We start from the raw sequence: 14,996 nt of genomic DNA, 5'->3' as shown, positions 1-14,996 counted from the left end.
GGCCTGGGTCACGAGGCCGGCGAGGCAAAGCGGGTTGATGCGGGATTATTTGTAGACGCCGGAACCGACCATGATGTCATCGAGCCGTTCCACATAGCCCGATTTGGCTTCCACGGCATGGGTCACGGGGTTGGGCCATTTGTAGTCGACCCAGCCCTTGCCCTTGGCCTTGGCCAGTTCCACCATTTCCTTGATCATGGGCTTGCCTTCGTTGTCGCGCAGGCCGATCAGGGGCTTGCCCACCATCTTGGGATTGTTGCCGTGGGCCAGGGCCACGCCGTTCAAGTCGTACACAAAGATGTACAGGTCGCGCTCATGAAAGGCGGGGTTGGCCATGTCGGCGACGGCGGCGAAGGCCTTGTCCCGGCCTTCGCTCCGGATCATGGCGACGGCCCGCTTGACCATGGCCACGGCCTGGTCGGGCGTGCCCTGGTCGGCCGCGGCCGGGGTCCAGGGCGCCAGCATGGCCGCTGCGACGGTCATGGCGCTAAAGAGTGCTTTCATCAATACGGTCTCCATGTGGTGGGGACGGGATGCGATGCCCCGTCCGCCGATTGTTGTGCACCTGCATGTTAACCTTAAATGCAACAAATGGCGCCAGGGTGTTGTTATGCGGCAACATTGTGCTCAGCCTGGCTGCCGAAGATGGCCAGCCACAAGCTGCGCACCTGGGCCGCGTGGTCGGCCACCAGGGCCGGATCGACCCGGGCCAGGTCCTGGCCCTGCAATCGCAGCTGGTGCTGCAGCTTGCGCAGGGTGCGGTAGGCATCGCCCACGTGGCCGGCCAGGGTGGCGTCGATCAGGCCCAGTTCGCCGCACAGCTTGAGCAGGGCGATGTTGCCGATGTTGCCCGTCAGGGCAGGGTAGTCGGCCGCGTACTGCAGCACCAGGAACTGGACGATGAATTCGATGTCGATCATGCCGCCCGGGTCCTGCTTGAGGTCGAACAGCTCGGAGCGGTTGGCCTTGGCGCCGGCCATCTTCTGGCGCATGGCCAGCACTTCGCCCTTGAGCGGGCCGTCCGGCGGGCGCCGGGTGCGCAGCACTTGTTCGCGGATCTGCTCGAAGCGGGCGCCGATGGCGGCGTCGCCGGCGCAGTAGCGGGCCCGGGTCAGGGCCTGGTGTTCCCACACCCAGGCCGAACTGGCCTGGTAGCGCTCGAACGCGGCCACGCTCGACACCAGCATGCCGCTGGCGCCGTCCGGGCGCAGCGCGATGTCGATGTCGAACAGGATGCCGGCCGAGGTGTGCGAGGTCATCCACGTGATGAAGCGCTGCGCCAGCTTGGCGTACTGGGCCGGCGCGTCCTGGTCGTCGTCGTCGAACAGGAAGATCACGTCCAGGTCCGACACATAACCGAGTTCCTTGCCGCCCAGCTTGCCGTACGCGATGACGGCGAAACGGGGCACCTCGCGGTGGCGGGTGGCCACCGTCTGCCAAACGGCCTGGACGGTGGCGGCGACGATGGTGTCGGCCAGGGCCGACAGGTGGTCGGCCAGCTTTTCCACCGTCAGGTCGCCGGCCAGGTCCTGGGCCAGCAGGTGGAACAGCTGGGCGTGGTGCACTTCGCGCAGGATGTCCATCTGGCGCTCCGTGTCGCCGGGGGCGCCGGCCAGCTGGCAGGCCAGGTCGGCCGCCAGCGCCACCGGGTCGAACACGGCGTTGCGGATGCGGTCGTCGAGCAGCTCGTCGAGCAGGATGGGGTGCTGGCTGAGGAAGGTGGCGGCCCAGCCGCTGGCATGCACCATGCGGATCACCCGCTCCAGCGTGTGCGGGTATTCCGTCAGCAGCGACAGATAGGCCGAGCGGCGCGCGATCGCTTCCAGGAAGTCGAGCAGGCGGCCCAGGGTGTCGTGGCGGTTGCCGGCCCGGGCCGCCTCGGCGCAGCGCGCGATCAGGGGCAGGGCCGTGTTGACCAGGGCCACCAGGCGGTTGCGGCTGGCCTCGGGCAGCGACTGCAGCCGCGGCGCCTGCCAGGTGGCGATCAGGCGCTTGGCGGCGCCCGGCGCATCCTCGAAGCCGAGCGCGGAGAAGCGCGCTTCGATCGCTTCCCGGTTGTCCGGGTCGGCGCACTCGTTGCTGGACTGGGGATCGATGTCGGTCTCGCCGCCGGCCGACTTGTCGGCGAACATGGCGTCGAACTGGGCCGCCACGAACACCCGGTGTTCTTCCAGCCGGGCCAGCAGGGTGGCCGTGTCGGGCAGGCCCATCATGCGCGCCACCACCAGCCGGTCCGCCTCGCTGGCCGGCAGGGTGTGGGTCTGGGCGTCGTCCAGGTATTGCAGCCGGTGCTCGAGGTTGCGCAGGAAGGTGTAGGAGGCCAGCAGGTCGGCCACGATGGCGGGGGCCAGCAACCCTTTTTCGGCCACCGTGCGCAGCGTGGCGCGGGTCGAGCGGTCGCGCAGGGCGGCGTCGCGCCCGCCCCGTATCAGCTGGAACACCTGGGCCAGGAATTCGATTTCGCGGATGCCGCCGCGGCCCAGCTTGACGTTGTTGCTGCGGTCCGGGTGCAGCCGTTCCTGGCGGTTGACCTCGGCGCGGATCTGGGCGTGCATGGTGCGGATCGCTTCGATCACGCCGAAGTCCAGGTAGCGCCGGAAGCAGAACGGGCGCACGATGGCGTCCAGCGCGGCGATATCCTCGTCGCGGCCCGTGACGGCGCGCGCCTTGACCCAGGCGTAGCGCTCCCATTCGCGCCCCTGGACGATCAGGTATTGCTCCACCATGCCCAGGCTGGCCGCCAGCGGGCCGGAGGCGCCGTTCGGGCGCAGCGCCATGTCGACCCGGAAGGTGTAGCCATCCTCCGTGATCTCGGACAGGGCGGCGATCAGTTTCTTGCCCAGGCGGATGAAGTATTCGTGGTTGGACAGGCTGCGCTGGCCCGGTTCGCTGGCCAGCGTGTCGCCGTCCTCCGGGTAGACGAAGATCAGGTCGATGTCGGACGACACGTTCAGTTCGCCGCCGCCCTGCTTGCCCATGGCCAGCACCATCAAGTGCTGCACCTCGCCGCTGTCGTGGCCCGTGGGCACGCCGTGGGCGGCCCGCATTTCCCCGTCCAGCTCGGCCAGGTGGGCCTGGATGGCGAAGTCGGCGAAGCGCGTCATGGCGGTCACCACTTCATCGAGGTCGGCCTGGCCTTCCAGGTCGCGCCGGATCAGGCCGCACACCAGCAGGTTGCGCAGGCGGCGCATGGCGCGCACCAGCGGCAGTCCGGTTTGCGTTTCTTTTGTCAAATATTCAGCAAAATCGAGCCGGGCAAGCGATAATTGCGCCAATTCATCGGACTGGGCCTGGCGTTCGGGGCTGGCGGCCAGCCAGCGCTGGTAGAAACGGGAGGCGGACGTGAGGTTGCTCGGACTGGACATTGGGCTGGAAGTTGGGCTCATAGGGGGATGGTGGTGGCGGGCGGAGCGGCGGTAACGGGATGTAATCGTGACGAGGTCGGGTCGGCGTATGCGGTAAAATTGCTGCGCAGGCGAAAGGGCTTGCACCGGAGCCTGCCCGTCGCCATGCCTGGATGCAAGTGCGCTGGACGATTGTAGCGATGTATTTTACGCCGGGCCTGATTTATTAGCTTACTCAACAAAAAAACCGAAGGGGAGACCGTGACAGGCAACGCGCCATTGGCCGTGCGCTGGCAGCGGTTGCGTGCCGCCTATCGGGTCTGCAACCTGGCCAGTCACCATGTGCTCGGGTTTGCCGTCAAGTCGGTGGCCTTGCTGTACTTCGTGTTCGGCATCCTGTTCCTGGCGCTGCGGTACGCCATCCTGCCCAATATCGATCACTACAAGCCCGACATCGAACGGCTGGCCAGCCGCGCCATGGGCAACCCCGTTTCCATCGCCCGCCTGTACGCGTCCTGGAACGGGCTGCACCCCAACCTGTTCCTGGGCGACGTGGTGCTGCGCGACAGCCAGGGCCGGCAAGTGCTGGCCCTGCCCAGCGTGTCGGCCACGCTGTCGTGGTGGAGCGTGCTGGCGGCCGACGTGCGCTTCGAATCGCTGGAACTGATACGGCCCGACCTGGACGCGCGGCGCCTGCCCGACGGCACCCTGGTGGTGGCCGGCGTACATATCGACCTGAACCGGGGCGGCGACGGCCGCGCGGCCGACTGGCTGCTGGGCCAGCGCGAGATCGTCGTGCGCGAAGGGCGCATTGTGTGGACCGACCAGTTGCGGGTCGCCCCGCCGCTGGCGCTGGAGCAGCTGACGCTGGTGCTGCGCAACCAGTGGCGGCGCCACCAGTTCGCCCTGAAGGCGACGCCGCCGGCCGCCCTCGGCGCGCCATTGGACGTGCGGGCCGACTTCACCCATCCCGCCTTCGCGGCCCGGGTATCGAACGTGGCCATGTGGACCGGCCAGCTGTACGCGCAGCTGCGCGACGCCGACCTGGCGGCCTGGAATGCCTATCTCACCTATCCGTTCACCGTGCAGGCGGGCCAGGGTTCGTTGCGGGCCTGGGTCGATCTCGACCACGCCAAGCTGGCCGGCTTCATGGCCGACGTGCGCCTGGCCAACGTGGCGGCCGTGCTGGGCAAGGACCTGCCGCCGCTGGACTTGCTGCAAGTGCAGGGCCGGGTGGCGGCGCGCGAGGAATATCCGGCCGGCGACAAGGGCGGCAAGCCCACCTTCGGCGCCCGCGGCCACACGGTCGAGCTGAGCAACTTCTCGCTGACCACGCGCGACGGCCTGGCGCTGGCGCCCACCTCGCTGTTCGAACACCACCTGGCCGCCAGCGGCAAGCAGCCGGAAAAGACGGAACTGCGGGCCCCGTTGCTGGACTTGCAGACCCTGGCCAGCCTGGCCGGACGCCTGCCGCTGACGGAGCGCCAGCGCAAGATGCTGGCCGACTTCGCCCCCCGCGGCCGGCTGCTGGACGTGACGGCCGAGTGGCAGGGCGCCTATCCGGCCCTGCAGTCCTACCGCGTGCGGGGCCGGCTGGCCGCACTGGGGCTCAATCCCTTGCCGGCCCAGGCGCCCGTGCCCAGGACGGCCCGCGGTCCCGCCATCGCCGGCATGCCGGCCATCCCCGGCTTCGACAACCTGAGCGGCACCATCGATGCGAGCGAGCGCGGCGGCAGTTTCAGCCTGGACGCCCGCCAGCTGGTGCTGCAGATGCCCGGCTATTTCGCCGAACCGTCCATGCCGTTCGACCGGCTGGCCATGCAGGCGCGCTGGTCGTTCGAGAAGGACGACCGGCTGCGCTTCCAGGTCGACAGCCTGGACTTCGCCCAGCAGGGCCTGACGGGCTCGCTCTCGGGCAGCCACCTGATCGCGCTGGCCGGCAAGGGCCCGGGCCAGGCCGACTTCACGGGCAAGCTGAACGGCTTCGCCCTGAACACGATAGACCGCTACCTGCCGCTGCAGACGCCGCACGAGCTGCGGGCCTGGCTGACGGGCGCGTTGGAAGACGGCGTGGCCCAGGACGTGACGCTGCGCCTGCGCGGCGACCTGGCCCAGTTCCCGTTCCGCACCGACACGGCGGCCGAGCGGGCCCGCGGCGAGTTCCGCGTCGCCGGCCGGCTCGAGAACGCGCGCCTGAACTACGCGCCCGGCGAATACCTGCATGACGACGGCAAGCTGCCCCTGTGGCCGCAGGCCGAAAAGATCAAGGGCAGCTTCGTGTTCGAGGGGCAGCGGATGGAAATCCGGGGCGACACGGCCCGCACGGCTGGCGCCGCCCTGTCCGGCGTGAAGGCCGTCATTCCCGACCTGACCGCGCACGACATGATGCTCGACATCGACGGCAATGCGGCCGCCCCCATGCAGGAATTCCTCAAGTATGTGACGCTCAGTCCCGTGCAGGAATGGATCAGCCACTTCACGGACGAAACCCAGGCCAGCGGCAACGCCAGACTGGCCCTCAAGCTGCACCTGCCGCTCAATCACCTGATCGACGCCAAGGTCCTGGGCAGCCTGCAGTTGCAAAACAACGACATCGTGCTGTTCAACGACTTGCCGCCCGTGCTGGGCTCACAGGGCAAGATCGAATTCAACGAGCGGGGCGTGAACCTGAACGGGCTGGGCGGCAGTTTCCTGGGCGGCCCCGTCACCATCGCCGGCGGCAGCCAGCGCGACAACGCCATCGTCGTCAAGCTGGCCGGGGCCGTGACGGCCGACGGCTTTCGCAAGAATTATCCGGCGCCGGCCATGCAGCGCCTGGCCAGCCATTTCTCGGGCGCCACCCGCTTCGCCGGCCTGGTCACGGTGCGCGACCACCAGCTGCAGATCGCCGTCGATTCCACCCTGGCCGGGGCCGGGTTGGATCTGCCGGCGCCGCTACGGAAGCCGGCGCCGGAAGCGCTGCCGCTGCGCTTTGTGATGAGCAGCAACCTCAATCCGGAAGGGGGCGCCTGGCGCGACGACATCCGCATCGGCATCGGCAATGGCGTGGCCGGCCGCTGGCTGCGGCAGAAGACGGGCAAGGGGCCGTGGCGGCTGGTGCGCGGCGGGGTGGGCGTGAACGCGCCGCCGCCGGAGCCCGACAGCGGCGTGGCCTTCAACCTCAATATGCGGGCCCTGAACGTGGACGCCTGGCTGGACCTGGCCAACGCCATGGCGGCCCGGGCCGAGCCGGTGCGCGGCGCGGCGGCCGACGAGGGCCTGGACGTGGCCCAGTTCGTCCAGCCGGACGCCATCGTGGTGCGGGCCGGCGAACTGACGGTGGCCGACCGCAAGCTGGAGAATGTGCTGCTGGGCCTGTCCCACCAGAAGAACGCGTGGCAGGCCAGCATCGATTCCAGCCAGGCCAACGGCTACCTGACGTGGGGCGAGGCGCCCGGCGGCCTGGGCAAGGTCACGGCCCGGCTGTCGACCCTGATCATTCCCGAGTCGGCCGCCGGCGACGTGCAGGACCTGCTCGAAGGCAAGAACGCGACGGCCACCATCCCCGCGCTCGACATCGTGGCCGAGCGTTTCGAACTGTTCAACAAGCCGCTGGGGCGGCTGGAACTGCAGGCCAACAATGCCTTGCTCAGCACGGGGCGCGAATGGCGCGTCAGCAAGCTGTCGCTGGCCAATCCCGATGGCGAGCTGAAAGGCACGGGCAAGTGGGTCAGCCGCGACGGCGCGCAGAGCACCAGCCTCAATTTCGGGCTGGACATCGCGGACGCGGGCAAGCTGCTGGACCGCTTCGGCTTCGCCGGCACGCTGCGCGGCGGCAAGGGCACGCTGGCCGGCGATATCGCCTGGAAGGGCTTGCCGTACGCGTTCGACATCCCCAGCCTGTCGGGCCAGATCACGATGAATGTGGAACAAGGCCAGTTCCTCAAGCAGGACCCGGGCGCGGCCAAGCTGCTGGGCGTGCTGAGCCTGCAGGCCCTGCCGCGCCTGCTGAAGCTCGACTTCCACGACATGTTCTCGGAAGGGCTGGCGTTCGACGGCATCACGGCCAACGCCACCATCAACCACGGCATCGTCAAGACGGACAACTTGAAAATGCACGGCGTGGCCGCTACTGTACTGATGGATGGCACGGCCGATATCGCCAACGAATCGACCAACCTGCATGTGGTGGTGATACCGCAGGTGAACCTGGGCACGGCGCCGCTGGTGTATGCGCTGGCCGTCAATCCCGTGATCGGGCTGGGCAGTTTCCTGGCCCAGCTGTTCCTGAGCGCGCCCGTGATGAAGGCGCTCACTTACCAGATGCAAGTGACGGGGCCGTGGAAGGCGCCCGTCGTGACCAAGCTGGCCAGCGCGCAAGCGGAGCACGCGGCCCCGCCCGTCCAATAACACTAACCTTTGCAAGGTGCTTTCCATGCATACCGTCGCCGCCGTACAGATGATTTCCTCGCCCGACGTGGCGCACAATATCGCCACCGCGCGCCGCCTGATCGCCCAGGCCGCCGACACGGGCGCCGAGCTGGTGCTGCTGCCCGAATACTGGGCCATCATGGGCCTGAGCGACAGCGACAAGGTGGACCACGCCGAGCGGCCCGGCAGCGGCCCTATCCAGGACTTCATGGCCGCCATGGCGCGCCAGTACGGCATCTGGCTGATCGGCGGCACCTTGCCGCTGGCGTCGGACCAGCCGGGCAAGGTGATCAACACCACCCTGGTCTACAACCCGCAGGGCGAACACGTGGGGCGTTACGACAAGATTCACCTGTTCGGCTTTACCAAGGGCACGGAATCGTACGACGAGGCGCAGACCATCGTGCCGGGCCGCACCGTGGGCACGGTGGCGGGGCCGTTCGGCAAGGTCGGGCTGTCCGTCTGCTACGACCTGCGCTTCCCCGAGCTGTACCGCGCCATGGGCCCGGTGGCCCTGATCGTGGTGCCGGCCGCGTTCACCTACACCACGGGCCGGGCCCACTGGGAAGTGCTGCTGCGCGCGCGCGCCATCGAAAACCAGTGCTATGTGCTGGCCGCGGCCCAGGGGGGCTTGCACGTCAATGGCCGCCGCACCTGGGGCCACAGCATGCTGATCGACCCCTGGGGCGAGATCAAGGCCGTGCTGCCCGAGGGCGAAGGCGTGATCCACGGCGAAGTGGACCCCGGTTTCATGGACAGCGTGCGCGAAAGCTTGCCTGCGTTGAAACACCGCACCATGTAGCCTGCCTTCCGATACAATGACAGCTACTCCTTTCAGGCACCACCATAGGCTCCATCATGACCCCATTTGAACCGAATCTTTCCACCCTGGCCGTGGCGCGCGACATCCTGCTGACGCCGTTCGGACTGGACGAAGCCAAGCTGCTCAAGGCGCTGGGCTCCATGTTTACCCACAAGGTCGATTATGCCGACCTGTACTTCCAGTTCACCAAAAGCGAAGGCTGGAGCCTGGAAGAGGGCATCGTCAAGACGGGCAGCTTCTCGATCGACCAGGGTGTGGGCGTGCGCGCCGTGTCCGGCGACAAGACGGCCTTCGCCTACTCGGACGACATTTCCGAACACGCGCTGCTGGAAGCGGCCGCCGCTACCCGCACCATCGCCCGCGCCGGCGCCGGCAAGGTCAAGGTGGCCGGCCAGATGACGCAGCAGGGCGTGCGCTCGCTGTACTTGCCGCACGATCCGCTGGCATCGCTGGACGCGACGGCCAAGGTCAAGCTGCTGGAGCGGGTGGAAAAGATGGCCCGCGCCCGGGACCCGCGCGTGGTGCAGGTGATGGCGGGCCTGGCCGGCGAATACGACGTGGTGCTGGTGGTGCGCAGCGACGGCGTGCTGGCGGCCGACATCCGGCCCCTGGTACGGGTGTCGCTGACCGTCATCGTCGAGCAGAACGGCCGGCGCGAGATGGGTTCGTCCGGCGGCGGCGGGCGCTACGACTACGGCTACTTCAGCGACGCGCTGCTGGAACAGTACGCGGCCGACGCCGTCAACTCGGCCATCGTCAACCTCGACGCGCGGCCGGCCCCGGCCGGCCCCATGACGGTGGTATTGGGACCGGGCTGGCCCGGCATCCTGCTGCACGAGGCGATCGGCCACGGCCTGGAAGGCGATTTCAACCGCAAGGGCTCGTCCACCTTCTCCGGCCGCATCGGCGAGCGGGTGGCGGCCAAGGGCGTGACGGTGGTGGACGACGGCACGCTGGCCGACCGCCGCGGCTCGCTCAACATGGACGACGAGGGCAACCCGACCCAGTGCACCACGCTGATCGAGGACGGCATCCTGAAAGGCTACATCCAGGACACCATGAACGCGCGCCTGATGAAGATGCCCGTCACGGGCAACGCCCGGCGCGAATCGTTCGCCCACCTGCCCATGCCGCGCATGACCAACACCTACATGCTGGGTGGCGACAAGGACCCGGGCGAGATCCTCGCTTCCGTCAAGAACGGCCTGTACGCCGTCAATTTCGGCGGCGGCCAGGTCGACATCACCAACGGCAAGTTCGTGTTCTCGGCCAGCGAAGCGTACATGATCGAAGACGGCAAGATCACCTATCCCGTCAAGGGCGCCACCCTGATCGGCAACGGTCCGGACGTGCTCAACCGCGTGTCCATGATAGGCAACGACATGCGCCTGGACCCGGGCGTGGGCGTGTGCGGCAAGGAAGGCCAGAGCGTGCCGGTGGGCGTGGGCCAGCCGACGCTGCGCGTGGACGGTGTGACCGTGGGTGGTACGGCATAAGCTTATTTCCACGAAGTACTTGCCAAGTTCGGGCTATTGTTGTTATAGTCGTTCAACACTTTTCGGACCGCGTTATGACCTGCTTCTTCTTTACCGGCTATTTTTACTTTAGCAATTCCAACCCAAAGGCGGTGGAGTAGCGGCCGGTTCACGTAGCAGCAAATAACGAGATCCCAGCAAATCCTAAAAAACCGCCAGCGATGGCGGTTTTTTTTTACCCTTTCGATTACCGAACCAGGAGAACCAGCATGCCCCGTACCGACGATCTGCGCATTCGTGAAATGAAGGAACTGACCCCGCCGTCGCACTTGATCCGCGAATTCGCGTGCACGGAACAGGCCGAGCAGACGGCCGCCTCGGCCCGGGTGGCGCTGCACCGCATCCTGCACGGCCAGGACGACCGCCTGATGGTGGTGATCGGCCCCTGCTCGATCCACGACCCCAAGGCGGCCATGGAATACGCCCAGCGCCTCGTCAAGCTGCGCCAGGAGCTGGCCGGCGAGCTCGAGATCGTCATGCGCGTGTACTTCGAGAAGCCGCGCACCACGGTGGGCTGGAAGGGCTTGATCAACGATCCCTACATGGACAACAGCTTCCGCATCAACGACGGCCTGCGCATGGCGCGCGAGCTGCTGCGCGACATCAACGAGCTGGGCCTGCCGGCCGGCACCGAATACCTGGACGTGATCAGCCCCCAGTACATCGCCGACCTGATCAGCTGGGGCGCGATCGGCGCCCGTACCACGGAGTCGCAGGTGCACCGCGAGCTGGCGTCGGGACTGTCGTGCCCGGTCGGCTTCAAGAACGGTACCGACGGCAACGTCAAGATCGCCGTGGAAGCGATCAAGGCCGCCTCCCAGCCGCACCACTTCCTGTCCGTGACCAAGGGCGGCCACTCGGCCATCGTGTCGACCAACGGCAACGAGGATTGCCACATCATCCTGCGCGGCGGCAAGGCGCCCAACTATGACGCGGCCAGCGTGGACGAGGCCTGCAAGGCGATCGCGGCCCAAGGCCTGGCGGCGCGCCTGATGATCGATGCTTCCCACGCCAACAGTTCCAAGAAGCCGGAAAACCAGGTGCCCGTGTGCGCCGACATCGCCAGCCAGGTGGCCGGCGGCGACAGCCGCATCGTCGGCGTGATGGTGGAATCGAACCTGGTGGCCGGCCGCCAGGACCTGGTGCCGGGCAAGGAGCTGGTGTACGGCCAGTCCGTCACGGACGGCTGCATCGACTGGGACAGCAGCGTGCAGGTGCTGCACAGCCTGGCCGATGCCGTGCGCCAGCGCCGTTTGAAGGCGGAGGAGCTGGTGGCCGATTAAGGCGCGACCTGGGTCGGAGACGGATACCGGCTAGCGTAGGTCCGGCCGCCCCGGCGGCAAATAAAGGAACCTGTCGGCGTCAGCCGGCGGGTTCCTTTTTTTTAACACGATGCCCGGAACGCGGCGTCCGCCGTTGGCTGGATTGTCCGATGGGCATCCAGCGGTTGCACGATCGATATGCCGGCGTCGCGTGCATAAGAAAAAAGGCCCGGTCGCGTTGGCGACCGGGCCCTGTGAGTGCGCTGCATCGGACTGGCGGAATCGGATTCCGCCAGCCGGGCACGACTTAGAAGTGGTAGCTTGCGTTCACGTACACGAAGCGGCCACGTGGGTCGTACTGGTTGATGTCATAGCCAGCCTGGAACTGATTGCTGACTGGGACGAAGACGCTAGGCTGCTTGTCGAACAGGTTACGTGCGCCTGCGCTCAGGGTCAGTTCTTTCCATGGCTTGTACGTCACGTTCAAGTCATAGGTCGAGCCGGCAGGAATGAAGTTACGCTCGTCGTCCACCGCGCGGTGGCCGGTTTCGTAGCGCGACGAATAGTTCTGGGTCAGCGTGACGGACCACTGGTCCTTGCTCCAGGTGCCGCTCAGCGCGTGCTTCCAGCGCATCACTACGCCGCCGTTGTCGGCGCCCAGCACTGGTGCGCCGGTTTCGTCAACGATGGTGCCGACCTTATGCGAGATGGTACCGCCAGGACTGGTCTGGTCGTACTGGTCCATGTAAGTACCGTTCAACGAGAAGTCGAGCTTGCCCATGCCGGTGTTCAGGCGGTACAGGGCGAACACGTCCACACCTTTGATCTTGGCGTCGCCGGTGTTAGCGAGAATGGTCTTGATCAGGTCGATGTCGTTGCCGCTCAGGGTCACCAGCTTGGCGTAGGCCGAGTCGCCAGCGCGGAAGCGCGATACCACTTCCTGTGCCGACGGGGTCGCCAGGATATCGCTGACCTTGATCGAGAACCAGTCCAGGCCGACGGTCAGGTTGTTGACAGGAGACAACACCATACCCACCGATTTCTGCTTGGATTTCTCCGGCTTCAGGTCCGGATTGCCGCCGCTGATGGCGTTCACCTGCAGATTGGTCTGGTTGGTCGCTGGATCGTTGAACTGATCCGAGCTGCCGGTGGTCTGTGGTTTCCACAGGTCGACCAGGGTCGGCGCGCGGAAGCCCGAGCCGGCCGATGCGCGCAGCAGCACGGACTTGACTGGCTGCCAACGGACGTTGGCCTTGTAGTTGGTCGAGCCGCCAACGTCGTTGTAATGGTCGTTACGCACGGCCAGACCCAGATCCAGACCCTTGAGCACGGGAACGTTGGTTTCACCGAAGGTCGAATTGATGGTGCGGGTACGGTCGACAGGTGGTGTACCGCCGCCCAGACCGGCGATATCACCCGTTTCCTGGGCGGCGCTTGGCGAATTGACGAAGCTTTCGTGACGCGACTGCACGCCCACGGCGTATTGCGCCGTGATGCCGGCCACTTGTGGCAGATCGCCAGCCACCTTGAAGTCGAACATGTCGCTCTTCGATTTGCCCACCAGCGTGTCGCCGGTATACTGGGCGGCTTTCAGCTTGTCAGCCAGCGCGCCGGTCTGTACCGAGCCCGGTGCCCAAGGGTTCCAGTTATTGGTGGGGTCGTTGATGATCTTGGCGTAGGCCACTTGCGAGAAGTAACCGCCAGGCACGGAGCCATGGATCTTGCTCTCGTTGGTGGTCAGGGCCACTTCGTAGTCCTGATTCATCAGCGTGCCCTTGAGGCCGACCACGACGCGCGACTGGGTCGCCTCGTCGTAGCTGACGCGGCCACCGAAGTCGAACACGCGGCTGGTGATCGCCAGCGGCTTGCCCACCAGGCTGCTGTAGCCATGGCTGTTCAGGTAGGGCGCGGCGATCGTCTGATAGGCCGGGTTGCTTGGATACAGCAACAATGCTGGTTCCACGCCTTGTTTGACGAACTCGCCGTCGGTCACCAGGAAGCTGCGGCGCACCGGGCTGCCTTGGAACGACTGGGTCACTTCGCTCTTCGAGTACAGCACATCCGAGAACAGCTCCATCTGCTCATTGATCTTGAAGCTCAGATTGGCCGTGAAGTTGTTCAGCTTACGCTTGGGGGTCAGGCCGACGAAGGCGTTGCTGTCGAAGGCGCAATAGGGCGCACCCTTGGTGGTATTGGTGGCGCTCTTGTACATCAAGATCGAATCGCAGGTGTCGCTGGCGGCCAGCGGATTGCCGTAGCCGGTGCCTGGCGAGGTGCCGAAGCCGGGCACGCGATCGTTCGGGTAGGCGCCGGGAATGATGGCGCCTTCGATGTTGCCCTGGCCGGTCGCGCCAGCCGTGTAGTAAGGCGAATTGTTACCGGTCCTGGCGTAGCTGCGGTCCTTGGCGAACAGCGCTTTTTCATTTTCGGTCGATGCCGACAGCACCACCGCGTAGCGGTCGGTGTCGTAATCGCCGAAGCCGCCGGTGATGGACAGCTTGTTGTTCTGACCGCCACCGCTGGTGGTTGGGGTGCCGTAGCCGCCGGCCACTTCCACGCCCTTGAAGCTCTTCGACATGATGAAGTTGACCACGCCGGCCACCGCATCCGAGCCGTACACGCCGGAGGCGCCGTCCTTGAGCACTTCCACGCGCTCAATGGCGGCCAGCGGAATGACGTTGACGTTGACGGCGGCGCCGCCGCCGCCGGCGAATGCCGCAAGGCGACGACCGTTGACCAGCACCAGGGTGCGTTCCTCGCCCAGGCCACGCAGCGAGATCGTCGACAGGCCGTAGGTCGAGCTGCCGGCGCCAGTGGCGTTGCTGGTCGAACCGGACGATGAGAGAGCGGAGATGGAATTGAGCAGTTCGGCCGTGCTGGTCGCGCCGGTGCGGGCGATCTCAGCCTTGGTCATCATTTGAACCGGCAGGGCCGTTTCGGAATCGACGCGCTTCAGCGAGCTGCCGGTGATTTCCACGCGCTGTGGAGCGGATTCAACTTGTTGTGCATACGCAGCCTGCATACCCAGTACCAGGCCGCTGGCGCAAATCAGGCGCACCGAGCGAGATAAAACTGTTTCCACCATCATTAACTCTCCTAATGAAAAACTTACGAACAAACATTCGGTCCCTGTGGTGGTGCCGATTGCTAGCATTGACATGAAGTAACAGTTTATGGATAGGCATACTTGTTATTTCATTACGACATGGAAACATTTGATTACTTCCGTGTCAATACGGAAAACATTGCGATGTCCGGCCGATTCGGACGCACCCACCGGCGCGGGGCGCAGCAGCCATTTGCATAATTTCCCAAAAATTTTGTTTTTTTTAAATTTTTAATAGAAAGTTCAGATTTACATTGATTTTCAGTCGAAATGTTTTTGAGTTTTCGTAACTTGGGCAAATTGCAAACGCTTGCCCCGGGTGCCGATAATTTTTATTTTTTGATAAATAATGTTGTTTTTGAACCACGCGGTGGCAGGCGCGGCCATGCCACCGGAGGCGGGGAGGCAGTGTGACAGTCCGGGCGGAAAGCGTGGGGCGACCACGGCCGATGTGGTGCGGGGCGGATGGGATGATTACCAGATAGGCATCGAAGTGGGCATCCGGGCGGGGGCGGG

At 65.7% G+C, this 14,996-nt stretch carries 8 protein-coding genes; 4 read left to right on the top strand and 4 right to left on the bottom strand.

The features are described 5' to 3' along the window. Positions 1-45 precede the first annotated feature (45 nt). Positions 46-504 carry a cache domain-containing protein gene (locus tag AC3WOS_RS27505; RefSeq protein ID WP_492720363.1) on the bottom strand — a complete coding sequence of 153 codons (459 nt, stop codon included), beginning with the start codon at positions 502-504 and terminating at the stop codon, positions 46-48. A gap of 104 nt (positions 505-608) precedes the next feature. Continuing rightward, positions 609-3,365 (bottom strand): bifunctional [glutamate--ammonia ligase]-adenylyl-L-tyrosine phosphorylase/[glutamate--ammonia-ligase] adenylyltransferase, encoded by a 2,757-nt coding sequence (gene glnE / locus AC3WOS_RS27500; RefSeq protein ID WP_492720361.1) that lies wholly within the window; start codon positions 3,363-3,365, stop codon positions 609-611. Between the two features lie 240 nt (positions 3,366-3,605). Between glnE and AC3WOS_RS27495 the strand changes: the two genes are divergently transcribed. From AC3WOS_RS27495 to aroG, 4 genes are all read left to right on the top strand, one after another. Further along, on the top strand, positions 3,606-7,733 hold the full coding sequence (locus AC3WOS_RS27495; protein WP_492720359.1) for a YhdP family protein: 4,128 nt from the start codon (positions 3,606-3,608) through the stop codon (positions 7,731-7,733). Between the two features lie 25 nt (positions 7,734-7,758). Beyond that, a complete protein-coding gene (locus tag AC3WOS_RS27490; protein ID WP_492720357.1) occupies positions 7,759-8,556 on the top strand; it encodes a carbon-nitrogen hydrolase family protein in 798 nt (265 codons plus the stop codon). Between the two features lie 56 nt (positions 8,557-8,612). After that, positions 8,613-10,073, top strand: a complete 1,461-nt coding sequence (tldD, locus tag AC3WOS_RS27485) for a metalloprotease TldD (protein WP_492720355.1) — start codon at positions 8,613-8,615, stop codon at positions 10,071-10,073. 248 nt (positions 10,074-10,321) lie between these two features. After that, positions 10,322-11,395, top strand: coding sequence for a 3-deoxy-7-phosphoheptulonate synthase AroG (aroG, locus tag AC3WOS_RS27480; protein ID WP_492720353.1), 1,074 nt, complete (start codon positions 10,322-10,324; stop codon positions 11,393-11,395). 286 nt (positions 11,396-11,681) lie between these two features. On the opposite strand, the gene AC3WOS_RS27475 is transcribed toward aroG, so the two are convergent. Next, complete coding sequence (locus AC3WOS_RS27475; protein ID WP_492720351.1) at positions 11,682-14,462, bottom strand: TonB-dependent receptor; 2,781 nt, start codon at positions 14,460-14,462, stop codon at positions 11,682-11,684. A 241-nt stretch (positions 14,463-14,703) separates the two neighbouring features. Beyond that, positions 14,704-14,996, bottom strand: a 293-nt coding sequence (locus AC3WOS_RS27470) for a hypothetical protein (RefSeq protein ID WP_492720349.1), incomplete at its 5' end; no start/stop codon positions are given.

This window comes from Rugamonas sp. FW305-51 (assembly GCF_058786935.1).
Note: the sequence above shows the minus strand (reverse complement) of the source record. Positions and strands in the feature narration are given on the sequence as shown.

Excerpts from the sequence above, each read along its gene's own strand:
- AC3WOS_RS27505 (WP_492720363.1), bottom strand. The coding sequence starts at position 504 with ATGAAAGCACTCTTTAGCGCCATGACCGTCGCAGCGGCCATGCTGGCG.
- glnE (WP_492720361.1), bottom strand. The coding sequence starts at position 3,365 with ATGTCCAGTCCGAGCAACCTCACGTCCGCCTCCCGTTTCTACCAGCGC.
- AC3WOS_RS27490 (WP_492720357.1), top strand. The coding sequence starts at position 7,759 with ATGCATACCGTCGCCGCCGTACAGATGATTTCCTCGCCCGACGTGGCG.
- tldD (WP_492720355.1), top strand. The coding sequence starts at position 8,613 with ATGACCCCATTTGAACCGAATCTTTCCACCCTGGCCGTGGCGCGCGAC.
- aroG (WP_492720353.1), top strand. The coding sequence starts at position 10,322 with ATGCCCCGTACCGACGATCTGCGCATTCGTGAAATGAAGGAACTGACC.
- AC3WOS_RS27475 (WP_492720351.1), bottom strand. The coding sequence starts at position 14,462 with ATGATGGTGGAAACAGTTTTATCTCGCTCGGTGCGCCTGATTTGCGCC.